Below are 23,863 nucleotides of genomic sequence, written 5' to 3' on the forward strand. Positions count from 1 at the left end.
AGCCAAGAAGGGTGGGCAGTGCCACACTGGCAGCATGGGAAAGCCGCAGACGATCGATGAGTACATCGAGGGCTTCGCGGGGCAGGGCCGCGAGGTGCTTGAGCAGGTACGGGCGCTGGCCCTCGATGCGGTACCCGCGGCGAGCGAGGCGATCAAGTGGGGCCATCCCGCGTGGGTTCACCCGTCCGGGACGATCCTGTTCATGGTCAGCGGCCACGCGAAGCACGCGAACGTCGCGTTCACCCCCAGCACCCGCGAGGCGTTCGACGCCGCCCTCGCCGACTTCGCCACCGGCAAGGGCTCGGTCAAGCTCCCGTACGGCCAACCGGTGCCCGGCGACCTGCTGCGGCAGATGATTGCCTTCCGTGTGCGCGAGCACGAGGACGACGGCGTGCTGTGGATGTGACGGCCGTGCTATCCGGGAAGGGTGCCGATGTCGACGCCGGTCAGGTCACGGCTGGCGTCCCACAGCCGCGCCGCGACGTAGGTGTCGGCGAGGTGGTCCCACACCGGTACGCGTCGGGGCTCGCCGCGCAGGCCGAAGACGCGCGGTCCCCACACCTGGCCTCCACGCACGGCAGGGTCGAGCACCGCCCGGACCGCGGGCCACGCGCCCGCGTGCTTGCCCTGGAGCAGGAGCGCCGCGGGCGCCGCCCTCAGCCGTGCGCCGGCAGTGCGCGCATGGACCGGCGGCCGTGACGGTGTGAGGGAGTCCAGCCCGCCGCCGGGATGGGCCACCACGCTCGCCACCGTGCTGTCGACAGCGCGCAGGCGGCGGTCGAGTTCGACGCCGAAGTACATCTGCGCCAACTTGGAACGTCCGTAAGTGCGCTTGGGCCGGTAGTCCTTCCGGGACTGCAGGTCGTCCAGGTCGAGCCGCTCGGACTTCGCCGCGAAGCTGCCCATGGTCACGATGCGGGCCGTCGGCGCAGCCGACAGCAGCGGCATCAGCCAATGGGTCAACGCGAAGTGCCCGAGGTGGTTCGTGCCGAACATGAGCTCGTGGCCGTCGCCGGTCTCCGTGCGCGGCGGGTCGTCAAGCGCGACACCGGCGTTGTGGACCACGGCGTCGAGGCGTTCCACCTCCAGTGCTTCCACCGCTGATGCGAGTGACGAGAGGTCGGCGAGGTCCAGCCGTATGGCCCGCACCCGTGCGCCGGCGACACGCTCACGGATCGAGGCCATGGCGACCTCGGCCTTCCCGGGATTCCGGCTGCCGAGTACGACGGTCGCTCCGGTCGCCGACAGCTGCTCCGCGACGAAGTACCCGATGCCTGCGTTGCCGCCGGTGACCAGAAAGACCGCGTCATCGGCACGCGGCAGCCGTCGGACGTCCCAGGGCAGGTTGGTGGAGGGCGTGGACGACATGGCGACGGGGCTCCTTGCTGTTGAGGGCGGCCGGGGCTGCTTCGCCGACCAACTCGACACTCACTGTTCCAGCGGCCACCGACACATCGCCGGTGGATCACCGACAGCCCCGCCGGACGACCGACATCCCGCCGACGCGGTGCCGGTCGGCGGGACTGCCATGGCGGACGGGACGCCCCCGCCCGATTCGGCATTCGGGGGAACCAGCGTGTCCGGAGCCCGGCACGGGCGTTGACCAGCTCAGGCGCCAAAGAGCGGGGTGCTCCGGCCGCGTGCTGTCGTGTTGAGGCTGGCTTGGCGCCTTTCAGCTGATTGAACCCAGAGAGAAAGAAGTATGTCTGCCATGAAGAAGACGATGAGCGTGGCGCTGGCCACTGGTGGTCTCGTGATGGGCGCTGCCGGTCTCGCGTCCGCTGACGCCGGTGCCCAGGGTGCTGCCGTGGGCTCGCCGGGCGTGATCTCGGGCAACCAGGTCCAGGTCCCGCTTCACATCCCGGTCAACGTGTGCGGCAACACCGTCGACATCATCGGCCTGCTCAACCCGGCCTTCGGCAACACCTGCGTCAACAGCTGACCAGGCGTACCGCACCGTAAGAGCCAGCTGGTTCCACACGGTCTGAGCGGGTGTGCCGCCGATGTTCCCTTCGGCGGCACACCCGCTTATCTTTTGCTGGCGCTGAGCCTGGTGGACCGGCACGCCCTCTTCCGACGCTGCCGTTTGGTGAGGGAGGAGAATGAGCGGCATGGCCATGGTGAAGGACATCGATGTCCGCGGTAGGCAGCACTGCGAGACGACGGCGCTTGGCGTGCTGTTGCGGCATGAGGGGCTCGACCTGTCCGAGCCCATGCTGTTCGGGCTCGGCTCCGGGCTGTCCTTCATCTACTGGGACAGCAAAGGCATGGGCTTCCCCTTCCTTGGAGGCCGGGTCAAGCCGTTCGAGCTCACCAGGAACCTGGCCGCCGCACTCGGGCTCGAGCTGCTGATCGGGGAAACCACCTCCCCGCGCAAGGCATGGCAGAACGTCAAGGCACCCATCGACGCCGGTCGGCCGGTCGGCCTTCAGCTCGACAGCTATCACCTGGACTACTTCAGCACCAAGGTGCACTTCGGCGGACACGTCGTGGCCATGTACGGCTACGACGAACACGACGCCTACCTGGTGGACACCGAGCCGCAGGGCGGAGCCGTCTCGACCAGCCTCACCGGCCTGGCCAGGGCCAGGGCCGAGCGCGGCCCCATGACCGCCAGGCACCGCTCCTTCACCATCACGGCACCCAGCGGCCTGACGTCACCGCAGGACCGGATCATCCCCGCCATCAAGACCTGCGCCGACGCCTTCCTGAAGCCGCCCATCGCGAACCTGGGCCACCGGGGCATCGAGAAGACCGCCGAGCAAGTACCGAAGTGGCTGCGGCGCAGCGACAATCCGCGAGAGGACCTGCCACGGGCCGCCGTCCTCATGGAGCGGGCCGGCACCGGCGGCGCCCTGTTCCGCAATCTCTACCGGGACTTCCTCGCCGAATCCGCCCAGCTGATCGACAGCAGCCACCTGCGTACGGGCCACAGCCTGTACTCCGAAGCCGCCACCCTCTGGACACAGGTGTCCGCACTCATCGCGGCAGCAGGGGAATCCGGCGACGCGAGCGACGCGAAGACCCTCGCGCAGGCCGGGTCCGTCCTCCACGAGATCTCGCGCATCGAACGCGATGCGATGCGGGCACTCAGCATGCTCTAGGGGAGCTTGATCCCCTGTCGGGTACCTCGGCCGCCTTGCCGCTGTCGCGGCTGCCCTCGTCGGCGTTGCCCACGTCCAGGTCCCAGGGGTCCTGCTCGTCCGTCGCCTGCTGGTCCGGTGGGTCCCTGGGAACAGGCGTGCTGTCCTCGCCGGGGGAGGCCGGTATCCGATCACTCACGATGTCTCCTCCTTGGCCGTTCGGCTCTTGGCCGGAGCAGGTACCCGCGGACGGCGCGACGACACGTCGCGATGGCGGCCGCAGTCGGACAGACAGACCGGTTGCGGACCGGTTGCGGACCGGTTGCGGACCGGTTGGTGCCGCGGCCTTGTGCGTCGAGCCGGGACGATGCCCGGATCTTCGTAGCTTCTACCAGTGCGGAGGTCCGCCGTGGCCCGTAGAGACTGCCGACCAAGAGCCGCGGCATGCCCCGGCGACGGGGCCGCGGCCAAGGGCATACCGAAGGAGTACAGCACCATGAGCGCGCAGCAGTACGACGAGATCGGTGAGGCGTACGAGGGGTTCAAGGCCCTGCCGTTGGAGCAGTTCGCGGTAGTGCCCAGCTTCCTGGCGATGGTCGGCGACGTGCGCGGCAAGTCGGTCCTCGACCTGGCCTCCGGCACCGGCTTCTACAGCAGGGAGTTCAAGCGGCGCGGCGCCACCGACACCCTCGGTGTCGACATCTCCGGCGAGATGGTCGCCGTGGCACGGCAGTTGGAGGATCGCGATCCTCTGGGTGTGCGCTATGAGGTCGGTGACGTCGCCCAACTGCGGCCGCTCGGTGCGCGCTTCGACATCGCTCTGGCCGTCCAGATGCTCAGCTACGCCCCGGACATCGCCACCACGGAACGCATGTGCCGCAACATCCACCGGAACATGAAGGCGGGCGGCGAGCTGTTCGTGCTCAACCAGTCGCCTGCCTTCCGATTCGACGGGCCGGGCCCGGACAAGTACGGCTTCCGTAGCGAACTCACCGGCGAGGAAGGCGAGACGGGACCGCAGGTGAAGATCACGGCGCTGCTCGACCCGGCACCGGTCTCGTTCGTCGCCAACCTGCCGCGCCGCGAGGTCTACGAGAAGTGCCTTCAGGCGGCCGGATTCAGTGACCTGACCTGGGTGCCGCTGACGGTTTCGGAAGCCGGCGTGCGCGAGTTCGGTGCGGGCCACTGGGCGGACTTCCACGCCAATCCCCCGCTGGAGATGCTGCGTTGCCGTGCCTGACGGCCGACCCTGCACCCCGGCGGCTTCGCCCGTCCTGAGGGTCGCACTGGGGAGGGCGTTGCCGGCCGCCGGGGTGCACGGTCAGTGTCGTCCCGCCCGCTTCAGGGCGTCTTCGGCCTGCTCGGCCAGGGCGGCCACGAGATCGGCGGCGGGGGGCAGGTCCGTGATGAGGTCGACCGCCTCGCCCGCCCATACCGGCAGCGGGGTCACCTCGCCTCGTACCACGTCTTCTTGATACGCCCGTTGGGCCTGGGGATCCGCGGCGAGTTCGGCTTCCCTGCCTCGCCATTGGTCGAGGTAGCGATGGCCCAGGGTGCGAGCGGTGTACCGCGAGGGCCACTGGGAGCCGCGGGCGATGTCCAGGACGCGGTTGCGCTCGGTGTCCTGTCCGCGTCCCTCGACGATCGCGGTGGCGATCGACGGGGGAACCAGGGCCTCAGCCGTGGCCTGGAAGCGGGTGCCGATGAGGGCCCCCGAGGCCCCCAGGGCCAGGGCCGCGGCCACGCCGCGCCCATCGGCGATCCCGCCGGCCGCGAGCACCGGCACAGGTGCCGCCAGGTCCACCACCATCGGCACGAACGGCAAGGTGGACCGCCCCTGTCGGGCGCCGTGTCCACCGCTTTCGGTGCCCTGCGCCACGATGACGTCGGCGCCCAGGTCCACCGCCTGCCGCGCCTCCTCCAGATCGGTGACCTGAACGATCAGTGCCGGGCCGGCCCGGCGGATGCGCTCGACGAATGGGCTCGGGTCCCCAAAAGACAACATCACCGCTCTGGGGCCATGCTCCAATACTCGCTCGACCGAGCCGGTATCGATCGCCCAGGTCAACAAGCCGACACCCCAGGGCCCGTTGCCCCGGCTCACGATGGGCAGCTCACGGGCCAACCAGTCCGCGTCGCCGTTCCCTGAGCCCAGCAGCCCGAGCCCGCCGCCGCGCGAGACGGCCGCCGCCAGATCACCACCGGCCGAACCCCCCATCGGCGCCAGCGCGATCGGATGCCGCACACCGAACAGCTTGGTGAATGCCGTCGACAATGTCATGCCCGCCATCATGGCTGTGGCCACCGACCAGCGTCACGTCACATCACGTCACCTACAGGGAAGCTCGGCGCCCGCCGCCTACTTCGGCGGGTTGAGCTTGCGGAAGTACGTCCAGCTGGTCTCGTTCGGCTCGCTCCACTTCTCCGGGGCCTGGGCGAACTCCGGGTGGTGGTCGGCGATATAGGCACGGGTGCGCTCGGGGACCTCGGCGTACGAGCCGAGCTTGCGACCCCGGCAGTGATAGGTGAGGCCACCGGGCCGCTGGCCGCGGGCCATCCACGGGAGCCACTGGGACATCCGGGTCCACGACATGGTGGCCGGGACGCTGGGCGCCGGTCCTGCCAGGTCGGCGCGGTCGGCGAAGAACTGGAAGAGTTCCAGGGCCTTGTACGTGTCGCCGGCCGAATGGAGGGGGTACTGCGCCACCGGCAGCGGCGAGGGGTAGGCAAGCGGGATTTCCAGGCTGAAGCAGACCTGTCCGCCGAGGTCGGTCGTCGGTATCGGGAAGGGGCGCCACTTCTGGTTCGCCGGGTCGTTCCAGATGTGCACCACCGGCAGGTCCTGCCAGGTTTCCAGGATCTCGCGCGTGACGGGGTCCAGGTAGAAGGCGGCTTCGCGGGTGAGCAGTTGGTAGGAGTCCGGGCCGCCTTCCGGCTCCCGCGCAAGGCGGGCGACGTTGATCCCTTCGAAACCGAAGACGCGCTGGTAGGGCTCGTCGGGGGCCCAGGAGTACACGTCTCCGGACCACCAGTACGTGACCTCCTCGCCGTCGAGCGAGGCCCGGGTGCGGGCGAAGGAGCGGAGCAGCTCTGCGGGTGTCGTCATACGGAGTACTCTGCGCGACTGCCGTCCTGGCCGTTCGGGCAACCCCGCGACCGGGCCGGAAACGGCCGGACGGACGCCTTGCCCGGCCCGGCAAGGTGGTGGAGCGTGCAGGCTCTGGATCATCGACCGTGCGGGCGGTACCTTACGGACATGAATCACAACCGAAAGGGCAATGCCGCGTAGGCGCCCGTCCGCAGTGCGGAGCGAGCTGCCCGTTCCCCGCTCGCGCTACTACTTCCGCTACGCCTACCCGCCGATCAACCGTCTTTCGGGCTCCTGCGTGGCCGCCCTCCGGCGACTGGAACTCGCGCGCTTCTGCCCCGGAGACACCGCCAAGGCCTTCAGGCACTGGGCGACTCTGGCCCATGGTCCGCTGAGACAGATGGCGGATCCCTTCACGTCCTCCCGGTGCGGAATCCCTGAGTGCGGGTGCGACCCCGGCTACGCACGCGATCACCTCGAAGAGGTCATGCATGCCCTGCCGAAGAAGTCGTCACGAGAACTACGACAGCTCGTGCGGGAGCTCGACCGCACGATCCTGAAGCGAGCCAAAGTCATCCGTGCCCACTCCCCCGACACCCCCTGGTGGCGAGATCAGCTCTAGCCTTGACCATTCCTGATCCCTCGTCAGGTCGGCGCGGGGTGGCCGACCGTCGGCGGCACCCATAGGGTTGTTGGATGGATCAGGGTGAACGGGCGCTTCATTCCTCGTCGTTCGGCGCAGCGGCAGTCGCGTACGCCGAACACCGTCCCAACTACGCGCAGGCCGCGGTGCAATGGGCGCTCGAGCACGCGCCCGGCCCGCGTGTGCTCGACCTCGGCGCCGGAACCGGCAAGCTGACCGCCACGCTGGTCGCGCTGGGGGCCGAGGTCATTGCAGTCGAGCCCGACCCGGCGATGCTGACCGAACTGCGCCGCTCGCTGCCCGCTGCCCGTGCCCTGTCGGGCAGTGCCGAGGCGATTCCACTGCCGGACGCGTCCGTCGATGCCGTGGTGGCCGGCAACGCCATGCACTGGTTCGACATGGCCGTCGCGGGACCCGAGATCTCCAGGGTCCTCACACCCGGCGGCATCCTGGCCGGTCTGTGGAACGTCATGGACGACCAGGTCGAGTGGGTTGCCGGGCTCGCGCGGATCAGCGGGAGCGCAGCCATCGGCCCGCGTGACACACCCACCAGCTGGCGCGCCGAGACGGCGGACATGCACCTTCCAAGAGCCGGCGTGGCCGCCCGGTTCGGCTCGGCGGAGCAGGAGGTGTTCCCGCACGGGCAGCGCCGCACCGCCGACTCTCTCGTCTCGACCATCGCGACGCGCGCGGGTGTGCTGGTCATGCCGGAGCAGCAACAAGAGGCCACGCTGGGCCGGATCCGCGCTTTCCTCGCGAGCCGGCCGGAGACCGCCCGCGGCGAGTTCACTCTCCCGATGCTGACCGGCGTACTGCGCGCCCGGCGGCTGTGAACCGGCCAACTACCAGACGGACAGCGGGCCGAAGCCCCGAAGTTCGCGTGAACCGCTCGCAGCATGGTTGATCACGAAAGCCCGCGCGGGCTCGCCGACGGCTGGCAGAATGATCGGCATGGATGCGGGGGGTGTGGCACTTGTCGGCGCTGCGGCTGCGGTGGTGGGCGCCGCGTTGGGCGCTACCGGAGCGGTGCGTGCCGCCAGGGTGACCGGCAGGAGTCAGAATCGCGGACAGCACGTCCAGTGGCGTCGCCAGGTCCGCCGGGATGCGTTTGCCGCCTATCTCACGGCGGTCAATGGCTGGTACGACACGTTGGCCAAGGTGGGTGCCAAGGCAGGCCTGCCGCCCACTCCTGAGTCTGCGGCTGAGTTTGCTGCTGAGCTGCGCGATGTTGGGGCCGCGCTCAAGCAAACCCACGACTGCTACAGCATCGTGCGCCTGGAAGGGCCCGCAGAGGTGAGCGAGCGGGCCGAGGCGTTGCTGGACGTGCTCTCCCACTGGTCAGCCCTCGTACTGCAACAAGGCGACCCTGAGATCATGCGGCTGACATGGGACGAGGTGGGACGGCGCGGGCTCCCGGGCAGGCCAGATTTCCCTGGCCTGCCGACTGACCTTGCCGGGCAGTTGGTCTTCGTGAAGAGGGAAATCGCGGCGTTCGCCGAGGCGGCGAGGGGTGCACTGGATCATCCTGACGGAGCTCTGCAGCGTCCCTAGTACTTCAGTACTCCAACACTCCAGCCCGCCGGAGACGCCGTGCCGAACGCGGCGCCGGGCCATGGCAGGTGATGCCGCATCAAAGCGGCGTTGTCAGTGCCTCCCCATAGAGTGAAATCACTCGGGAAGCCTCGGAGAAGGAGCAGAACCATGTCTGCCAACAGGATCCAGCACAAGGTGAATCACGTCGCGCTGGTAGTGGACTGTTCGGGTTCCATGCGTCCGCATCAGAATCAACTCGTGCGCGTTGTGGACGAGTTCGTGGCGGGCTTGAAGGCCGAGTCGGACAGCCTCGGCCACGAGACGCGAATCAGCCTCTACTCCTTTGACCACAGGGTGGAGAACCTGGTGTGGGACATGGACGTGAAGCATCTTCCGTCCATGCGCGGTCTTTACCGGGTCAACAATGGCGCCACGGCACTTATTGAAGCTTCGCTGAAGTCCCTGGACGACCTGGGACACATATGGGAGGAATACGGCGAGCACAGCTTCCTCCAGATCGTGGTGACGGACGGTGAGGAGAATGCCTCCGGCGGCGACAGGCGGCACGACGGCGACATGACGATCCTCGGCCCCTGGCTCGACAGGATCGCGGCGAAGATGGGCGGGCTTCCGGACCATTGGACTTCGGCGATCCTCGTTCCGAACTCGCTGGCCAAGCGGACCGCCCAGAACTACGGCTTCCCGGCCGGGAACATCGCCATCTGGGACGCGGATTCCCAGGAGGGCGTCGAGGAGGCCATAGGCACTGTGCGCGCCGCCGCCACCAGCTTCCTGAGGGCCCGCGAACAGGGTGTGCGCGGCACGAAGAACCTGTTCGCCGTCGGTCAGGACATATCGATCGACGAGGTGCGGGCGAATCTCGAACCGATTCCAGCCGACAAGTACCGGCTCCTGAAGGTCGACAAGGAAGTCGAGATCCGCCCCTTCGTCGATTCTCATCCGGGCGTCGCGTACGAACGTGGTTCGTGTTACTACCAGTTGGGCGTCCGGGCTCAGGTCCAGCCCAACAAGGAAGTAATCGTGGTCGAGAAAGACACCGACCGCGCCTACACGGGCGACGCTGCGCGGAGCCTTCTGTTCGGTTCGGGTATCCAGGGAACTGTCTCAGTAAAGGCAGGGAACAATCCCAAGTTGGAGGTTTACGTGCAGAGTCGTTCGGTGAACAGGAAGCTCAAGCCGAAGACACGTCTACTCATCATGCTCTGAAACAGGTACGGGGTGACCGCAGCCGGTCGTGGAGAGCCGCGAAGACCGTGAACGTGACGGGGAGGGTCACGGCCGCGGTGACCAGGACGCCGACGATGACGGGGGCGAGGATGCCGGCGTAGTACGCGGCGAAGAAATTACCCGTGGCCTGTTCGAGGAGGGATCGTACGAGGGGCCGCAACGGCAGCGCGAGCTGCACCACCAGGCGGAGCACCCCGGCGGTGAGCGCGGCCAGCGGCAGGGCAAGGGCGAGGACGCGAACCGTTCCGGCGCGCGTCCACGTCAGCGACCAGGAACGGCGCAGGGCCGCGCGGGGCCCGAGGCCATCGGCCGCGGCGGCCGGGGCGAGGGCCAGGGCGAGGCGCAGCAGCACGGCGGCGAACACGGCCACCGCAGGGGAGGCCTCGACGAGCGTGTAGGGCCACGATCCGCGTTCCAGGACTTGCTCGTCGGTGTCGAGATGGAGGCCGGTGAAGCTGTTGGCGACGGCTGCGACGAGCAGCGGCAGGGGCCAGACGATCAGGCCGCGCAACGCGTACACGGCGAGCACCGGTCGCAGCCGTGCGGAGACCACGGCACGTGACCAGCCCCCTTTCGAGGACTCGCGAGACCCCGCGGCGACCGCCCGCGAGCACACAGTCTGCAGGGCCGCGCTGCAGGTGCCGAGGAGAAGCAGGAAGAGCGGGAGCGTGTAGAGGGCGACCAGTGCCAGGTCGGTGTGGTCGTGCAGGTAGGGGTCCTCGACGTGGTGGTACCAGATGCGTTGGTTCCGCATACGGGTGAAGAGGGGCCAGGCGAGCGCGAATATCGCGGCGGTCATCAGCAGCCCGGCCAGTCCGGACAGGCCGACGAGGCGTGCCGTCGCACCTGCCAGAGTCCTCCGGTGCCGCCGCAGGACGGCGAATGTCGTGGCGGCCAGGCCACGTTGCGGGCTCCCGTTCGCCGGTGGCACCGTGCGGTCGTGCTGTGTGGGCATGGGGGGACGAGCCTTCTGTACGTTCCGGGGACAGTTCTCGGAAAGGACGCTGGGGGGACCCGGCACGGTTCTGCCGACGGGCCCGGCTTCAGCGGCGACGGTCAGGTGCCGGATGCGGTCCTGGTCGGTGGAGCCGATCGGGGCGGTGTAGCCGAGGCGGGCGCGGGTGTCGATGACGATGCCGCTGCCGCTGCCGCTGCCGCTGAGGGTAAAGCTAAGGTTGACGTTGAGACATCCACGGCAGGTCACTCGATGTGACCAACCGTCACCACCCTTGAGCCCGACACCACACACCCGTCCGGCGGCCAAACACTGGCCAGACACCCCGTCAGAGGACGGAGAACACCCGCCGGAACAGGTCCATGGCCTCATCGGCCCAGCCGAGGACGCCCAGGGCAGAGCCCAGATTCCCCGGCGGGCGGTTGACGAGTGTGTCGTGGCGGATCAGCCGGTCGAAGTCGACGAGCACCGGGTCCTGACGAGGGGTGCTGCCGTCCGGGCGGAAGAACCGGACACCTGCAAGCCGCATCACGTTGATCACCTCCTGGGCGAGGATCCCGTACCCGACCGTCGTCGGATGCACCCCGTCCAGCGAGAACAGACCTCCGTCGGTGCGCCGTCCGTCCTTCCCTGCCAGGAAGTGGGAGTTCGGCGGCGGCGACAGCGCCCGCAGCGACGACGGCAGCGGATACGGCTGCCACCAATCCGGACGCGCCAGCGGGTCCTCGGCATACCGGCGCGACGCCAGGCGGTCCATCAGGCCGCACGTCTCCAGCAGGTACCAGTCCCTGCCCTTGGTCCGCGCCGCCCGGACCGTCTCGGTGATCGCGTCGTTGTACGCGTCGATCGCCTCGTCCACCTGCCGCGCCTGCTCCGCGGTGATGTTCGGATCTTTGCCCGCGTCGAAGTCCCGGTCCCTGATCCACGGGCGCGTGTAGTAGGGGAAATAGCGTGAGCCGGGCTGGGTCTTGCCCGCCACCCCACGCGCTATCGGCGCGATCGTCACGTGAGGAACCGTGCACCAGATGACGTGGCGCGCCTTGATCTCAGAGACCTCCGCGGCCACTTTGCGCAACTCGGACGTGAAGTGCTTCGGCCGCCACACCGTGAAGTGCCCCTTGCCGTCCAGGCTGTCGAAGCCGGAGTCCTCACTCCACACCACACGCAGGTCGGTCACCGCCCGCAGGGCGTTGTTCGCGCCCAGGAACACCACCAGCGTCTCGATGCCGTGCTTCGCGCCCGTACCCTCGGTGTCCTTGCCGAGCTCGGCCGCCGCACGCAACTGCGTCAGGGCCCCCGCCGCCCGAGGCCGGGTGGGCAGCACCCGCAGCGCGGCGCGCTCGCCGGCGTTCTGCACCAGCTGATTCACCAGGTCGTCCTTCGGCACGTCGATCCGCTTGCGGCACTCGTCCGCCGACTTCGACAGCGCGTCGCGCAAGTCCCACCCGAGCACGGCGAGGTTGTGCATGATCGCCGTGGTCGACGGCACGTTCAGTCCTGGCCCCCGCTCCCAGTAGTCCTCCACCCGGTCCATCACACTGCGGGCCCGGAACAGGGCCAGCGGCGCCTCCCACCAGTCCACCGCCCGTCCGTAACGGGCCTCCAGGTCGCGCAGAAACAGCTCGAGGTTGAAGGGCAGCCCGCCAAGACCTTCGTAGAGGGGGTAGCGGAAACTCGGGAAACAGCCCAGCTCGTGCGCGACGATCGCCGGGTACGACAGAGAGGTGTTGAAGATTGCCCCGCTCTGAAATCCCTGCGTCAGGGAGTCCCCCACCGCTACCAGCCGATGCCGCGGGTCCCCCGCCCATTGCGTACTGACATCGACCCCGACCTTGGGGTCGGTCTCGGGCACCCGCGAACCCTCACGACGTACGGAACCGGCCATGACTACTCCCCCTTGGCACACCGCGGCGCACCGGCTGCGCTTCGCGCGAGGCCCGTTCCTGCGTAGCAGAGCCTGCGCGGGGGCGGCACATCCCTGGCGAGAGATACGCAGAACTCGGTGCTCCTCGGCGTTCGGCGTTTGGATCTTTGTGAGGTGGATCACAGGGGTGGGCTGTCACGGTTCGCCGGTGCGCGGTGTCTCGATGGGCGTCCGAAGAAAGGAGCCGGATGTGGTGACGCAATGCCGACGCGTGTCGGTGGTCAGGGCGGGCTGTGCCGAGGTGCGCCTACGGGCGGCGAACCGGATCGCCGGAGCGCGCATCCCGAACCGGCGATTCGGGGTCGGTCATGGCTGATGACGCCTTCACCGAGCACCGTCCGCTGCTGTTCACCATCGCCTACGAGATGCTGGGCAGCGCCGCCGATGCCGAGGACGTACTCCAGGAGAGCTACCTGCGCTGGAGCGCGGTCGACCCGGGCACGGTCGAGCATCCGCGCGCCTACCTGGTCCGCGTGGTGACCCGCCAGGCCCTCAACCATCTGCGCACGGTCAAGGCACGGCGCGAGGACTACGTCGGCCCATGGTTGCCCGAGCCGATCCGCACCACGTCCGACGTGAACGACGACGCGATCCTGGCCGAGTCGGTGTCGATGGCCATGATGCTCGTCCTGGAAACCCTCAACCCGACCGAGCGCGCGGTGTTCGTGCTGCACGACGTGTTCGGTTACACCCACGGCGAGATCGCCGCCTCGGTCGGCAAGACCGAGGTCACGGTCCGTCAGATCGCCCATCGCGCACGCAAGCACGTCCACGCACGCCGACGCCGCTTCGAGCCCGACTCCGATGCCACCCGAGCCATCGTCCAACGTTTCCTCCTCGCGGCGACGACCGGTGAGATCCAGGCACTGATGGACCTGCTGGCGCCCGATGTCGTGGAGATCTCCGACGGCGGCGGCAAGGCATCCGCCGCCCGCCGCCCGATCACCGGCCGCGAAGACGTCGCCCGCTTCACCCTCGGCGTGGCCCGCACCACCATCACCGCCACGACCCGCGTCGAGCACGCCACCTACAACGGCATGCCCGCGGCGCTCTGCCACACCGACGGCGAACTCGACTGGCTGCTCGCCTTCGAGATCCACGACGGACGGATCACCGGCCTGTACGCCATGCGCAACCCGGACAAGCTGCACCGCGCCCGAACGGTGCGCCCACTCGACAGAGGAGAAAACCAGCCGTGGAAACCATGACCGCCCAGCGCACCATCGACGCTCCCATCGACGACGTGTTCGCCTGGCTCACCACGACCACCAACTACACGCGCTCGCCCCTGGTGCTGCGCTGCCGCCTGACCCGTCAGGGCGACTCCGCGCCCTACGGCGTCGGCGCGGTGCGCAGCCACCTCTGGGCGATCGGCTGGCTCAGCGAACGCATCACCCACTACGACCCGCCCTACGCCACCGAATACGTCGTCGACCGCAGCGTGCCGCCTTCTCGCCACGAACTCGGCCGCATGACGTTCACCGAGACCGACGGCGGCACCCTGGTCACCTGGACCACCCGCGCCGAAATGCGCGCCCCGCTCATCGGCGCCTTCCTCACCCGGCACCTCGTACGCCCCATGATCACCCGCAGCTTCCACAGCATCCTCGACGCCGCCGGCACCGCACTGACCCAACACCCCAGCCCGAACCCGGCCTGACATCTCCAAGCCACGTCCCCCACGCCACGAACCGCGCGTCCGACAGTGTCGGCGCGCGGTCCTTCCCGGCCATACTCGACGCGCCCGACACGGGCGACAGCAGGCACCCGCTTCACATGACGTACGCGGCCTCCGGTCCGCCGCCGCCCTTCGGCAGGGGCGCCGCCGACATCGACCCGGACCTGTTCGACCAGCCCGTGGTGGATGATTCCGGGCTGTGCCTTGACCTGCGCGGCAAGAAGAACTTCGCGTTCGGTGAACCGGTCGTCGTGGAGCTCAAGCTGGACACGACCGACCTGCTCCAGACCGGCAACGACGCGCACCCGCTCTCCCTCTACGCCCGCATGGTCGAGGGACTGAACGCCGAGCGGGACTTCAAGTATCTGACGCCGGACAAGAGTGCGCTGCTGGTGGACAACATCACGCTGAACATGGTGATGCGCCGACTGGCCCGGGCCCACGCCAAGGAGGGCGACTCCGAGCAGGCGAACAGCGTGCTCGACAACCTCATGCACTACGCCGAGTCGAAGTTCAGGCCGCACGTCGCAGGAGCGGCAGCTGTCGTGACCCGTGGCGGGGGCGGCGGCTGCCGAACCACCTCGGTGCGGTACGAAGTCTTCTGTGAACGAACAGATTCAGCCCGCGACCGTGCGTGTGTTCATCGCTCTCGCCCCGCCCGATGACGCCAAGCAGGAACTGGCGCGGGCGCTCGGCCCCGCCTACCACGCGCATCCGCGTATGCGGTGGAACCGGATCGAGGACTGGCACATCACCCTGGCGTTCCTCGGCGAGGTCCCCGCCGCGGCAGTTGGGCCTCTGCGTACGCCGCTCGCGCGCCTCGCGGCCGCCCACGGCCCCCTTACCCTGGCGCTGCGCGGTGGCGGGCACTTCGACGAGCGGGTGCTGTGGAGCGGGATCGGCGGAGACCTCGAAGCGTTGCGTCTGCTCGCCACCGAGGTGCGTGCCGTTGTCGACGACTGCGGACTCGCGCATACGAATCGGCCGTTCCGCCCGCATCTGACGCTGGCCCGCGCCCGACGGGACACCCCCTCGTGCGCGGTGGAAGCCGCCGCCGGGCTCACCGGGTTCACCGGCCGCCCATGGCAGGCCGAGCGTCTGCACCTGGTCGCCAGCAACATCGGCCGCGGTCCTGGACCCATCCACTACCGCGACGTCGGCGCCTGGAACTTCGGTGGTCCGGCCGAGGCGGTGGAAACGGCCTGAAAGCCAAGGCCCCGCCCCTGCATCACGGGGGCGGGGCGGCAGCGCTGCAGCCACAGCGCGGATGGAAGAACCCAGACTATCGGCGGGCACTGACAGACGCAGGCCGCTTACGACTGCGGGGGCTGGTCCTGGTCCCTGCCGAGCTGGTCCTTGAGCTTGTCCTGGCCCGTGTCGACCTGGCCGGAGTACTTGCCCTGGGTCTTCTCGTCGACGAAGTCTCCGGCCTTGTCGATTCCCTTCCCGGCCTGGTCCTCGTGCCCCTTGAGCATCTGCTTGAGCTTGTCCATGACTGACATGGGCAGCCGCCTCTCTGTGTCGCCCCCACAACCAGGCTCACACTGCGGGGCTCGATTCGCATCCGGTGGCCCGCCCCGGCCCCCTCTTCCTGCGGTAACCCGTTCGGGCGCCCCCTGCTGCAGGGGGCGATCCATCGCCTGAAGCTGGGGGCGCGGGTGGCCCGGTGTACGGAAACAAGTCGGAAGAAGGCGTTCATGGCGAAGGCGTATCTGGTGGGCAGCGGAATCGCTTCCCTGTCGGCGGCGGCGTTCCTGATCCGCGAGGGCGGATTCAAGGGAACCGACATCACTGTGCTGGAGGAGCAGGACCGTGAGGGCGGCAGCCTGGACGCCGCAGGATCACCCGAGACCGGCTACACGATGCGCGGCGGCCGGATGTTCGAGATCCACTTCGAGTGCACCTACGACCTGCTCGGTTCGATCCCCTCTCTCGACGATCCGTCGAAGTCGGTGACCGAGGACACCTTCGCCTTCCACGAGGACTTCGCCTGGGACGACCACGCCCGGCTCGTCGACGCCGAGGGCAAGGTGATCGACTCGCACTCGATGGGCTTCTCGGAGCGTGACCGTCTCGAGCTTGTCAAGTGCGTGGGCACCCCCGAGAAGCTGCTCGACGGCAAGCGCATCACCGACTGCTTCAGCCCGGAGTTCTTCCGTACGAACTTCTGGTGGATGTGGTGCACCACCTTCGCCTTCGAGCCGTGGCACAGCGCTGTCGAGTTCCGCCGCTACCTCAACCGGTTCGTCCACCTCTTCAAGACCTTCGACTCCATGTCGGGGATCTACCGGACCCGCTTCAACCAGTACGACTCCATCGTGCGCCCGCTGCTGAAGTGGCTCACCGACCAGGGTGTGACCGTGCGACTCGGCACCACCGTCACCGACTTGACCCTGGCCGACGGCGACGCCCTCACCGTCGAGGCACTCACCTGCACGCGGGGTGGCCGGACCGAGGAGATCACGCTCGCTCCCGACGATCTCGTCATGGTCACCAATGGCTCGATGACGGCCGGATCGACCCTCGGGTCCACCGACACGGTGCCCGCTCTGGACACGTCGGGAGCCGACGGGGCCTGGCGCCTGTGGGAGACCCTCGCGGCCAAGCGGTCGGGGCTCGGCAGGCCGGAGGTCTTCAACTCGTCCATTCCCGAGTCGACTTGGGAATCCTTCACGGTGACGACCAAGGACCCCACCTTCTTCAAACTGATGGAGAAGTTCAGCGGCAGCGAGGCCGGGAAGGGCGGGCTGATCACCTTCAAGGACTCCAAGTGGCTGCTGACCATCGTCCTCAACCACCAGCCCCACTTCCATGACCAGCCCGAGGACACCTACGTCTGGTGGGGCTACGCCCTGTTCCCGGACGAGGAGGGGGACTTCGTCCGCAAGCCGATGCGCGAATGCACCGGCCGGGAGATCCTCGACGAGGTCCTGCACCACCTGCGCTTCGAGGAGGGCCCGCAGATCCTCGACCACTCGATCGTGCTCCCCGCCCTGATGCCGTACATCACCAGCCAGTTCCTGGTGCGCAGCGCGGGTGACCGGGCTCCGGTCGTGCCGGAGGGCTCCACCAATCTCGCCTTCATCGGGCAGTACGCCGAAGTGCCCGACGATGTGGTCTTCACGGTCGAGTACTCGGTGCGCACCGCCTGGACCGCCGTCGCGCAGTTGCTCGGTCTCAAGAAGCAGCCCCCGCCCGTCTACAAGGGTGGACACGACCCGAGGGTGCTGGTCGAGGCGTTGCAGACCATGCATCGGCGCTGACACCGCGCCTTTCGGTCTGAACCTGAACCGCCCTCAGCCGCCGTCGCACCTGAGGTCGGCGGGCCGCATATAGCCGAGCTTCTGACCGTTGTCGGTGCGCGAGACCTGCCACAGGGCGTCCACACCCTGGCGGGTGCCGTTCACCGGGGTTCCCGGGTCGAGATAACCGACGATCTCGGTCCACGGGTTGTCCCCGGCGTAGATCGGGGCATCGGCGTGCGTGGCGAAGCAGGTGCCGCCCGCCGCGGCGGTACCGCCGAGCATCGGGAGGGCCGACAGGCTCAGCGCCAGCACGGCTGCGAGCCGGGCCGCGTACTTGCGGACCTGTCGGGTGCGGGACATGTGGCTCCTCCGAGTGGGGCAAGTGCTCCACGTGTTCTTCCGGGGCGTGTGACGGCAGACGGGGCCGGGACGCGTTCGTCCCGGCCCCGCTTCCGTCGCCTCAGAGCGTCTGGGTACTGGAGATGTCGGGGGCGACCACGCCGACACCGGCGCCGGGCGTCGGCGGAGGGCTGTCGGCCCACGGCTCGGCGTCGCCGCTTTCGTCCAACGTCCCCGCGGCGTGGGCGGGCTCCCTCGTGTCCGCCGTGTCCGCTCCCGGGGGCGGACTGATCGCGGCGATGACAGCCCCGGCGGCGAGAGAGGCAACGGCCAGTACGCTTCGCTTCTTCATACCGGGGTCAACTCCCCGTCGCCCGAAAAGGGCACGGCCTGATCACTGAGATCACTGCAGCGGACCTCTCCGGTTCCCGCCCGAGGCGTGGGCGCACGACGCCTACCCTGTGCGGATGTTGGTCTACGCCCCGGCTGCGCTCCTCTTCCTCGTCTTCTGTGTGCGCGTGGTGCGCGAGCGCAGGAAGTTCAGCAACGCCGTGGTCCTGGGGCTCGCCATTCTCTGCGCTCTCGCGGCCTGGATCGCCCAACTGGTCAGGTCCGGCTCGGCGTCGGGTCAGGCCGTCGCGTGGGCGCTGCTGGTGTTGGGGGCGCTGAGCATCCTCGTACTGACGTGTTTCCTGTTCCTCAACGGCCTGCAGGTGGTGCGCAAGGAGGGCAGGAGCCCGACCAACCTGCTCTCGCTGGTGGCGGCTTTGTGCATGCTGACCGTCGTCGGGCTGTTGGTCACTGCTGTGGTCGTGCGGACACCGGTGTGGGTCGGGGTGGGAGCGACGGCAAGCGGCCTTGCGGCCTATCTCGCGTTCCTGTTCCTCTGTTTCGTCTTCTACGCGTTCCTCTACGGACGGCTGCGGGTGCGCCGCAAGGCCGACTACGTGGTCGTGCTCGGCTCGGGGCTCGTCGGTGGTTCCACCGTGCCGCCTCTGCTGGCCAGTCGTCTCAAACGGGCGCAAGCGGTGCACGCTCGCCTCGCCGAGCGGGGCGGCTCTCCGGTGCTCATCACCTCGGGGGGCCAGGGGCCGGACGAAGACGTGCCCGAGTCCCACGCCATGGCCGACCATCTCATCGCCCATGGGTTTCCCGCCGACCTGATCGAGCGGGAGGACCGCTCGACGACGACCGAAGAGAATCTGAGGTTCAGCAAGGCGATCATGGAGAGGACGACGCCGGACTACCGGTGCGTCGTCGTCACGAACAACTACCACGCCTTCCGCGCCGCCCTCACCGCTCGGCGGACCGGGATCAGGGGCCAGGTGGTGGGCGCGCCCACGGCCGCGTACTTCTGGCCCATCGCGACAATTCGTGAGTTCGCCGCGATCCTCGTTGCCTACAAGCGGACCAACGTGGCCATCGGCCTGCTGCTCGTCCTCGCCGGGGTGCTGGCCTGGTGGGCGCGGCAGCAGAACATCTCCGGGTGAGGCTGCTTCCCCGGCGCCGTCAGGGGGACGGCGAAGCCGGGGTTACGGCCGACGGCGGGGCTTGCCCCGCTTGCCGCCCTTCGCGGCGCCGCCGGAACCGCTCCGTGCGCTCTTTCCGGTCGGCTTGCCGGTGTTGCCGGTCTTGCCGGCCGTCGGCTTGCGCCGGGCGCCGCTCTTGTCGGGGCTCTTGCGCTTCGACTGTTCCGGCGCCGGGGCGGCAGCGGGAGTCTGGGCGCGGCCTCGTGAGCTGTTGACGGTGCGCCCCCGGACGATCCCGATGAAGTCCTCCACCAGGTCGGTGGTCGCGTCCTCGGGCCACGACAGCGCGACCCGAGACTCGGGGGCTTGTGTGAGCGGCCGGTAGGTGAGGTCCTTGCGGTGGTGCAGACGGGCGAGCGACTGGGGGACGACGAGGACGCCGACGCCCGCCGCCACCAGTTCGATGGCGTCCTCCGTGGTGGCGGGGCGCTCGTTCGCGGGCTGTCCCGGCAGGCTCTCCCACGGGAGGGTGTCGTCGAGGGGATGCAGCACGATCTCGTCGGCCAGGTCCTCGGTCGTGACTTCGTCGACCGCCGCGACGACGTGGTCCTTGGGGATCACCACGACCGTCGTCTCGGTGTAGAGGGGGATCGCGCTGAGGTCCGTGCGGTCGACCGGCAAGCGTACGAAACCGGCGTCGGCGCCACCGCCCCGCAGGAGCTCGAACGCCTCGCCGGGAGAGACCGCGACGAGGGTCAGCGGCACGTCGGGCAGCCGCTCGTTCCAGACCCGCACCCACTTGGTGGGCGTCACCCCCGGGACATACGCGAGCCTGAACGAAGGGGTTACTTGCGAGTCTGTCACTCCGCCAGGTTACCGGTCGTGGTCGGCGGTAGCTCACATGCTCGATACCCTGGTGAACATGACGTCGCACCAGACCACCCAGACCATGAAGCCCGCGACCGCGGCGAAGAAGCTGGGTGTGTACCTCGAGGCCACCCCCGCCGAATTCCAGGAGGGTGTCGTCTCGCGCACCGAGCTCAACGCCCTGCAGACCGAGCCGCCCGAGTGGCTGCAGGAGCTGCGGCGCAACGGCCCGCATCCGCGACCGGTCGTCGCGGCGAAGCTCGGTGTGTCCATCGCCGGTCTCGCGCGCGGCGGGGTCACGGAGGCCCTCACCACGGAGCAGATCGACGCGCTCAAGTCGGACAACCCGGAGTGGCTGCAGAAGGAGCGCGCCACCCAGGCCGACGTCCGCAAGGAGACGGTACGCATCAAGGAGAAGAAGGCGGAGCGGGCCGAGCAGGACCGCCGACCGCGTTCCTGACCTCTCTCTGAACCTCTTTCTGGCCTGAGCCCCCGGACTTCGACGCCGACGCCGTCGAAGTCCAGGGGCTCAGTCATGCCCGTACGGGGCCAGTGGTCGCATCGCGGACGGCTTTGTTGAAAACGATTGTCATCGTGCTACCGTCAGCCACGCCTTGACCACCCCTTTACCTGGAAGGTCCCCGTGCGCCTGCCTGCCCGCCTTCTCTCCGCCAGTGCCGTGAGCGCTGCCTCCGTGCTGCTCTCCGGCTGCTTCGCCGCGACGGATTCGACGTCCACCGGAGCCGGGGACGGAGGCAAGCGCATACGCGTCGCGATGATGCAGCCGCCGCGTTCCGGACTCTCGCCGCTCTCCGACGACGCCTTCAAGCTGTCGCGCTGGTCCACGGCCGAGACCCTGGTCCGCCTCGACGCCAACGGCGACGCCAGGCCGGCGCTCTCCACCGGCTGGAAGCAGTCCGGCAAGACCTGGACGTTCACCGTCCGCGACGGGGTCACCTTCCACGACGGTACGAAGCTCACCGCCGACGCGGTCGTACGTTCCCTCAGCGAGGCCACCTCCGCGTCGCCCAAGCCGCGCATCCTCGACGGAGTCGAGCTGACGGCGAAGGCCCACGGGGACAAGGTCGCCGTCACCACCGCCACCGAGGATCCCCTCGTCCCGCAGCGGCTGAGCTCCCCGCAGCTGTCGATCCTCGCGGCCAAGGCGTACAAGGGAAAGACGGTCAGCCCCGTCGGCACCGGCACGGGCCCCTTCGAACTGACCGGCGTCAAGGGCACCTCGTCCGCGGCACTGAACCGCTACGACGGCTACTGGGGCAAGAAGGCCAAGTCCCCAGGCATCGACGTAAAGTTCGTGCCCGACGGCACGGCGCGCGCCGCGGCGCTGCGCAGCGGTGAGGCCGACATCGCCGAGGCCGTGCCGGTCTCGCAGGCGTCGCTCCTTGACGAGGACCAGATCACCGAGGTGCCGATGCCGCGCACCAACACCCTCTACCTGAACACCGGCAAGGGTCCCTTCAAGAGTCCGGCGATCCGCGCCGCCGCTCGCGAGGCGATCGACGCCAAGTCCCTGGTCAAGGGCGTGTACGAGGGGCGGGCCGACGTCGCGGACGGGCTGCTCGGACCGGCTCTCCCCTGGGCGGCGGACCTGCGTCCGTCGGACGCCGGGCGGACGAAGGCGGGCGATCCCGACGGCGCCACCATCACCATCGGCACCTTCACCGACCGCGCCGAACTGCCCGAGGTCGCGGCGACGCTCCAGCAGCAGCTCCAGAAGGCCGGTTTCAAGGTGAAGCTGGAGGTCCGCGAGTACGCCGCCATCGAATCCGACGCGCTGGCCGGTGAGTTCGACGCATTCATCCTGTCGCGAGCCACCATCCTGGACTCCGGCGACCCGGCCGCGTACCTCTACAGCGACTTCGGCTCCGAGGGCTCCTTCAACATCTCCCGGCTCAACGACGCCGCCGTCGACAAGGCCCTGGCCAAGGCGTCCGCCGCCCCGGCAGGCGAGGCGCGCCGCAAGGCCGTCATCGAGGCGGAGAGCGCGGTGCTCGGCACCGACGCCGCCGTCCCGATGCTCCACGAGCGTGTGATCCAGGGCGACGCCACGTCCGTGGTGGACGCCGCGCACGACCCGCGCGAGCGTGAACTCGTCACGGCCGGTACGTACGTCAAGTGAAGCGCGTGCCATCGAAGGCGAGCCCGCGCGCCGTCTCGCGGGTGAAGGGCGCGCTGACCCGGGCCTTCTGTCTCGCCGCCGTCCTGGCGACCGTCGGTCTGCTGCCCTGGCTCTCCGGCACCGATCCCGCGCTCACCGTGCTGCGCGCCCGGTCGGCCGAGCAGGAGGCGACGGCCGAGGCGTTGGGTGCGATCCGCGCCGACCTCGGACTGGGTTCGGGTCCCCTTGCGCTCCTTGGGAGTTGGGGATCCGCGCTGCTGCGCGGGGACCTCGGCACCTCCTGGGTGTCGGGCACCCCGGTGCTGCCTTCCGTCACCGCCGGTCTTCAGGTGTCGCTGACGCTGATGGGCGCCGCGCTCGTGGTGGCGGTGGTCGTGGCCTGCGCACTGGTGGTGCCGGTTCTGGTGCGGGGGCGCGGGTCGGCCGGTGCGGTCGGCGCGATGCTCGCGGCCGTACCCGAGTTCCTGCTCGCCACTCTCGCGTTGCTGGTGTGCGGGGTGTGGCTGGGGTGGCTGCCGACGTCCGGCTGGCAGGGGCCCGTGCACCTCGTGCTGCCCGCCGTTGCCCTCGGTGTTCCCGCGGGTGGCCTGCTCGGGCATCTCGTCGCTGACACGCTGCCCGGCGTGCTCGACGAGCGGTGGGCCGAGCTGTGGCGGGGCTCCGGGGTGAGCCGCGGGCGCGTCGCGGGGGCCGCGCTCAAGCGGGTGCTGCCGCCGCTGGTTCCGCAGTTCGGCATGGTCGCGGTCGGGCTCACGGGCGGCGCGGTCGCCGTGGAGACCGTGTTCGCGGTGCCCGGCATCGGGCGTACCGCCCTGGGCGCGGCCAAGGCGCAGGATCTGGCGCTGCTGCAGGGCGCGGTCTGGTAGCTGCTCGCGCTCGGTCTGACCGCGGGCGTCACCGCCGCGTCCGTACGGCGCCGCCTGCTCGGGCCCGCGCTGCGCGACGCGGGGCTCACGCTGCCCGTGGCACGCCGGGCGCGGGTGCGTCCCCTCGTACCCATCGCTCTCGGATCCGTACTGCTGACGGCCATCGGCTGGGGTCTGCTGCGTGATCCGTACGCCGTGGAGATCACCGCGCGCCTCGCGGCACCGTCCTGGGCGCATCCGCTGGGCACGGACGGGCTCGGCCGCGACGTGCTGGCCCGCCTCGGGCACGGGGCCGCTTCGACGGTGGGCACCGCGGCGGCGGTGTGCCTGGGCAGCTATCTGCTGGCGATGGGGCTCGGGTTCCTGCCGAAGTTCACCGAGGGGGCCTCGGACATCGCCAACGCCTTGCCGCCGGTCATCGTCGGCATCCTGGTCGCGGCCGTGGCGGGGCCCGGTACCGGGGGCGCCGCGCTCGCCGTCGGGTTGATCTCCTGGCCGCCGCTGGCCTCGCACGCCGCGGCGCTGACGCAGGAGGTGCGGGCCTCGTCGTTCCTTGTGGCGCAGCGGGCGATCGGCGCGTCACCGCGCTGGATCCTCACCCGCCATGTGCTGCCCTCGGTGGCGGGCCCGGTCGCCCGCCACGCGGTCCTTCGCCTCCCGGGCATCGCGCTCGCGCTGGCGTCGCTCGGCTTCCTGGGGCTCGGCGCACAGCCGCCCGCGCCCGAGTGGGGGCTGCTGCTCGACGAGTCCCGGGCGTATGTGGAGCGCGCGCCCTGGGCCGCGCT

The 23,863-nt window shown here is 69.3% G+C and carries 28 protein-coding genes and 1 pseudogene; 18 read left to right on the top strand and 11 right to left on the bottom strand.

Annotated features, from left to right (window positions below):
• Positions 1-34: 34 nt before the first annotated feature.
• Positions 35-406, top strand: coding sequence for an iron chaperone (locus ABD378_RS20655; protein WP_344522402.1), 372 nt, complete (start codon positions 35-37; stop codon positions 404-406).
• A gap of 8 nt (positions 407-414) precedes the next feature.
• Here ABD378_RS20655 and ABD378_RS20660 read toward each other — a convergent pair whose 3' ends face one another.
• Complete coding sequence (locus tag ABD378_RS20660; protein ID WP_344522403.1) at positions 415-1,368, bottom strand: SDR family NAD(P)-dependent oxidoreductase; 954 nt, start codon at positions 1,366-1,368, stop codon at positions 415-417.
• A 343-nt stretch (positions 1,369-1,711) separates the two neighbouring features.
• On the opposite strand from ABD378_RS20660, the gene ABD378_RS20665 reads away from it, so the two are divergent.
• Positions 1,712-1,942, top strand: a complete 231-nt coding sequence (locus ABD378_RS20665) for a chaplin (RefSeq protein WP_344522404.1) — start codon at positions 1,712-1,714, stop codon at positions 1,940-1,942.
• A gap of 169 nt (positions 1,943-2,111) precedes the next feature.
• Positions 2,112-3,104: a BtrH N-terminal domain-containing protein gene (locus ABD378_RS20670; RefSeq protein ID WP_344522405.1), complete on the top strand. Its 993-nt coding sequence runs from the start codon at positions 2,112-2,114 to the stop codon at positions 3,102-3,104.
• Here ABD378_RS20670 and ABD378_RS20675 read toward each other — a convergent pair.
• A complete protein-coding gene (locus ABD378_RS20675) occupies positions 3,091-3,282 on the bottom strand; it encodes a hypothetical protein (protein WP_344522406.1) in 192 nt (63 codons plus the stop codon). The two genes, ABD378_RS20670 and ABD378_RS20675, sit on opposite strands and share 14 nt — an antisense overlap.
• Positions 3,283-3,579: 297 nt before the next feature.
• Here ABD378_RS20675 and ABD378_RS20680 point away from each other — a divergent pair, with 297 nt between their 5' ends.
• Complete coding sequence (locus ABD378_RS20680) at positions 3,580-4,323, top strand: class I SAM-dependent methyltransferase (RefSeq protein ID WP_344522407.1); 744 nt, start codon at positions 3,580-3,582, stop codon at positions 4,321-4,323.
• A gap of 81 nt (positions 4,324-4,404) precedes the next feature.
• On the opposite strand, the gene ABD378_RS20685 is transcribed toward ABD378_RS20680, so the two are convergent.
• The gene (locus tag ABD378_RS20685) at positions 4,405-5,376 is read right to left on the bottom strand and encodes an NAD(P)H-dependent flavin oxidoreductase (protein ID WP_344522408.1); all 972 of its coding nucleotides are present in this window, start codon (positions 5,374-5,376) and stop codon (positions 4,405-4,407) included.
• Positions 5,377-5,442: 66 nt separating this feature from the next.
• Complete coding sequence (locus tag ABD378_RS20690; protein ID WP_344522409.1) at positions 5,443-6,189, bottom strand: DUF1838 family protein; 747 nt, start codon at positions 6,187-6,189, stop codon at positions 5,443-5,445.
• A 172-nt stretch (positions 6,190-6,361) separates the two neighbouring features.
• Here ABD378_RS20690 and ABD378_RS20695 point away from each other — a divergent pair, with 172 nt between their 5' ends.
• The 4 genes from ABD378_RS20695 to ABD378_RS20710 all read left to right on the top strand — a co-directional run bounded on the left by ABD378_RS20695 (position 6,362) and on the right by ABD378_RS20710 (position 9,574).
• Positions 6,362-6,793, top strand: a complete 432-nt coding sequence (locus tag ABD378_RS20695; protein WP_344522410.1) for a hypothetical protein — start codon at positions 6,362-6,364, stop codon at positions 6,791-6,793.
• Between the two features lie 74 nt (positions 6,794-6,867).
• Positions 6,868-7,647: a class I SAM-dependent methyltransferase gene (locus ABD378_RS20700; RefSeq protein ID WP_344522411.1), complete on the top strand. Its 780-nt coding sequence runs from the start codon at positions 6,868-6,870 to the stop codon at positions 7,645-7,647.
• A gap of 109 nt (positions 7,648-7,756) precedes the next feature.
• Positions 7,757-8,365 carry a hypothetical protein gene (locus ABD378_RS20705; protein WP_344522412.1) on the top strand — a complete coding sequence of 203 codons (609 nt, stop codon included), beginning with the start codon at positions 7,757-7,759 and terminating at the stop codon, positions 8,363-8,365.
• A gap of 150 nt (positions 8,366-8,515) precedes the next feature.
• The gene (locus tag ABD378_RS20710; RefSeq protein WP_344522413.1) at positions 8,516-9,574 is read left to right on the top strand and encodes a vWA domain-containing protein; all 1,059 of its coding nucleotides are present in this window, start codon (positions 8,516-8,518) and stop codon (positions 9,572-9,574) included.
• Here ABD378_RS20710 and ABD378_RS20715 read toward each other — a convergent pair.
• The 3 genes and pseudogenes from ABD378_RS20715 to ABD378_RS20725 form a co-directional block, all read right to left on the bottom strand.
• The gene (locus ABD378_RS20715; protein ID WP_344522435.1) at positions 9,564-10,550 is read right to left on the bottom strand and encodes a hypothetical protein; all 987 of its coding nucleotides are present in this window, start codon (positions 10,548-10,550) and stop codon (positions 9,564-9,566) included. The genes ABD378_RS20710 and ABD378_RS20715 overlap by 11 nt on opposite strands.
• A 93-nt stretch (positions 10,551-10,643) precedes the next feature.
• Positions 10,644-10,733: pseudogene (locus ABD378_RS20720) on the bottom strand (telomere-protecting terminal protein Tpg); the annotation flags it as partial.
• 145 nt (positions 10,734-10,878) lie between these two features.
• The gene (locus tag ABD378_RS20725) at positions 10,879-12,435 is read right to left on the bottom strand and encodes a hypothetical protein (RefSeq protein WP_344522414.1); all 1,557 of its coding nucleotides are present in this window, start codon (positions 12,433-12,435) and stop codon (positions 10,879-10,881) included.
• 347 nt (positions 12,436-12,782) lie between these two features.
• Between ABD378_RS20725 and ABD378_RS20730 the strand changes: the two genes are divergently transcribed.
• The 4 genes from ABD378_RS20730 (at position 12,783) to thpR (ending at position 15,358) form a co-directional block, all read left to right on the top strand.
• Positions 12,783-13,682 carry an RNA polymerase sigma-70 factor gene (locus tag ABD378_RS20730; RefSeq protein WP_344522415.1) on the top strand — a complete coding sequence of 300 codons (900 nt, stop codon included), beginning with the start codon at positions 12,783-12,785 and terminating at the stop codon, positions 13,680-13,682.
• On the top strand, positions 13,670-14,134 hold the full coding sequence (locus ABD378_RS20735; RefSeq protein ID WP_344522416.1) for an SRPBCC family protein: 465 nt from the start codon (positions 13,670-13,672) through the stop codon (positions 14,132-14,134). The genes ABD378_RS20730 and ABD378_RS20735 overlap by 13 nt, the downstream gene beginning before the upstream one ends.
• Before the next feature lie 116 nt (positions 14,135-14,250).
• A complete protein-coding gene (locus ABD378_RS20740; RefSeq protein WP_344522417.1) occupies positions 14,251-14,817 on the top strand; it encodes a hypothetical protein in 567 nt (188 codons plus the stop codon).
• Positions 14,756-15,358, top strand: a complete 603-nt coding sequence (gene thpR / locus ABD378_RS20745; RefSeq protein WP_344522418.1) for an RNA 2',3'-cyclic phosphodiesterase — start codon at positions 14,756-14,758, stop codon at positions 15,356-15,358. The genes ABD378_RS20740 and thpR overlap by 62 nt, the downstream gene beginning before the upstream one ends.
• Before the next feature lie 107 nt (positions 15,359-15,465).
• On the opposite strand, the gene ABD378_RS20750 is transcribed toward thpR, so the two are convergent.
• Complete coding sequence (locus ABD378_RS20750; RefSeq protein ID WP_344522419.1) at positions 15,466-15,654, bottom strand: antitoxin; 189 nt, start codon at positions 15,652-15,654, stop codon at positions 15,466-15,468.
• Between the two features lie 156 nt (positions 15,655-15,810).
• Between ABD378_RS20750 and ABD378_RS20755 the strand changes: the two genes are divergently transcribed.
• Entirely contained in the window at positions 15,811-17,415 is a 1,605-nt protein-coding gene (locus ABD378_RS20755) for an oleate hydratase (RefSeq protein ID WP_344522420.1), read from the top strand.
• A gap of 33 nt (positions 17,416-17,448) precedes the next feature.
• Here ABD378_RS20755 and ABD378_RS20760 read toward each other — a convergent pair whose 3' ends face one another.
• Both ABD378_RS20760 and ABD378_RS20765 read right to left on the bottom strand, forming a co-directional pair.
• Positions 17,449-17,757, bottom strand: a complete 309-nt coding sequence (locus ABD378_RS20760; RefSeq protein ID WP_344522421.1) for a hypothetical protein — start codon at positions 17,755-17,757, stop codon at positions 17,449-17,451.
• Between the two features lie 100 nt (positions 17,758-17,857).
• Positions 17,858-18,088, bottom strand: a complete 231-nt coding sequence (locus tag ABD378_RS20765) for a hypothetical protein (protein WP_344522422.1) — start codon at positions 18,086-18,088, stop codon at positions 17,858-17,860.
• A 115-nt stretch (positions 18,089-18,203) separates the two neighbouring features.
• Between ABD378_RS20765 and ABD378_RS20770 the strand changes: the two genes are divergently transcribed.
• The gene (locus ABD378_RS20770) at positions 18,204-19,226 is read left to right on the top strand and encodes a YdcF family protein (RefSeq protein WP_344522423.1); all 1,023 of its coding nucleotides are present in this window, start codon (positions 18,204-18,206) and stop codon (positions 19,224-19,226) included.
• A 42-nt stretch (positions 19,227-19,268) separates the two neighbouring features.
• Here the strand turns inward: ABD378_RS20770 and ABD378_RS20775 are convergent, their stop codons facing one another.
• A complete protein-coding gene (locus tag ABD378_RS20775) occupies positions 19,269-20,069 on the bottom strand; it encodes a LysR substrate-binding domain-containing protein (protein ID WP_344522424.1) in 801 nt (266 codons plus the stop codon).
• A 58-nt stretch (positions 20,070-20,127) separates the two neighbouring features.
• Between ABD378_RS20775 and ABD378_RS20780 the strand changes: the two genes are divergently transcribed.
• The 4 genes from ABD378_RS20780 to ABD378_RS44205 all read left to right on the top strand — a co-directional run.
• Complete coding sequence (locus ABD378_RS20780; RefSeq protein ID WP_344522425.1) at positions 20,128-20,532, top strand: DUF5997 family protein; 405 nt, start codon at positions 20,128-20,130, stop codon at positions 20,530-20,532.
• Between the two features lie 183 nt (positions 20,533-20,715).
• Complete coding sequence (locus ABD378_RS20785) at positions 20,716-22,212, top strand: ABC transporter substrate-binding protein (protein ID WP_344522426.1); 1,497 nt, start codon at positions 20,716-20,718, stop codon at positions 22,210-22,212.
• Positions 22,209-23,078 (top strand): ABC transporter permease, encoded by an 870-nt coding sequence (locus ABD378_RS44200; RefSeq protein WP_425583855.1) that lies wholly within the window; start codon positions 22,209-22,211, stop codon positions 23,076-23,078. The genes ABD378_RS20785 and ABD378_RS44200 overlap by 4 nt, the downstream gene beginning before the upstream one ends.
• A 114-nt stretch (positions 23,079-23,192) precedes the next feature.
• Positions 23,193-23,863: ABC transporter permease (locus ABD378_RS44205; RefSeq protein ID WP_425583856.1), on the top strand; the 671-nt coding region annotated here is incomplete at its 3' end.

Source organism: Streptomyces rectiviolaceus (genome assembly GCF_039533825.1).
GTDB lineage: Bacteria > Actinomycetota > Actinomycetes > Streptomycetales > Streptomycetaceae > Streptomyces > Streptomyces rectiviolaceus.

Coding starts and splice junctions, on each gene's coding strand:
- ABD378_RS20655 (WP_344522402.1), top strand. CDS start 35: ATGGGAAAGCCGCAGACGATCGATGAGTACATCGAGGGCTTCGCGGGG.
- ABD378_RS20660 (WP_344522403.1), bottom strand. CDS start 1,368: ATGTCGTCCACGCCCTCCACCAACCTGCCCTGGGACGTCCGACGGCTG.
- ABD378_RS20665 (WP_344522404.1), top strand. CDS start 1,712: ATGAAGAAGACGATGAGCGTGGCGCTGGCCACTGGTGGTCTCGTGATG.
- ABD378_RS20670 (WP_344522405.1), top strand. CDS start 2,112: ATGGCCATGGTGAAGGACATCGATGTCCGCGGTAGGCAGCACTGCGAG.
- ABD378_RS20680 (WP_344522407.1), top strand. CDS start 3,580: ATGAGCGCGCAGCAGTACGACGAGATCGGTGAGGCGTACGAGGGGTTC.
- ABD378_RS20685 (WP_344522408.1), bottom strand. CDS start 5,376: ATGATGGCGGGCATGACATTGTCGACGGCATTCACCAAGCTGTTCGGT.
- ABD378_RS20690 (WP_344522409.1), bottom strand. CDS start 6,189: ATGACGACACCCGCAGAGCTGCTCCGCTCCTTCGCCCGCACCCGGGCC.
- ABD378_RS20695 (WP_344522410.1), top strand. CDS start 6,362: ATGCCGCGTAGGCGCCCGTCCGCAGTGCGGAGCGAGCTGCCCGTTCCC.
- ABD378_RS20700 (WP_344522411.1), top strand. CDS start 6,868: ATGGATCAGGGTGAACGGGCGCTTCATTCCTCGTCGTTCGGCGCAGCG.
- ABD378_RS20705 (WP_344522412.1), top strand. CDS start 7,757: ATGATCGGCATGGATGCGGGGGGTGTGGCACTTGTCGGCGCTGCGGCT.
- ABD378_RS20710 (WP_344522413.1), top strand. CDS start 8,516: ATGTCTGCCAACAGGATCCAGCACAAGGTGAATCACGTCGCGCTGGTA.
- ABD378_RS20715 (WP_344522435.1), bottom strand. CDS start 10,550: ATGCCCACACAGCACGACCGCACGGTGCCACCGGCGAACGGGAGCCCG.
- ABD378_RS20725 (WP_344522414.1), bottom strand. CDS start 12,435: ATGGCCGGTTCCGTACGTCGTGAGGGTTCGCGGGTGCCCGAGACCGAC.
- ABD378_RS20730 (WP_344522415.1), top strand. CDS start 12,783: ATGGCTGATGACGCCTTCACCGAGCACCGTCCGCTGCTGTTCACCATC.
- ABD378_RS20740 (WP_344522417.1), top strand. CDS start 14,251: ATGACGTACGCGGCCTCCGGTCCGCCGCCGCCCTTCGGCAGGGGCGCC.
- ABD378_RS20750 (WP_344522419.1), bottom strand. CDS start 15,654: ATGTCAGTCATGGACAAGCTCAAGCAGATGCTCAAGGGGCACGAGGAC.
- ABD378_RS20760 (WP_344522421.1), bottom strand. CDS start 17,757: ATGTCCCGCACCCGACAGGTCCGCAAGTACGCGGCCCGGCTCGCAGCC.
- ABD378_RS20765 (WP_344522422.1), bottom strand. CDS start 18,088: ATGAAGAAGCGAAGCGTACTGGCCGTTGCCTCTCTCGCCGCCGGGGCT.
- ABD378_RS20770 (WP_344522423.1), top strand. CDS start 18,204: ATGTTGGTCTACGCCCCGGCTGCGCTCCTCTTCCTCGTCTTCTGTGTG.
- ABD378_RS20780 (WP_344522425.1), top strand. CDS start 20,128: ATGACGTCGCACCAGACCACCCAGACCATGAAGCCCGCGACCGCGGCG.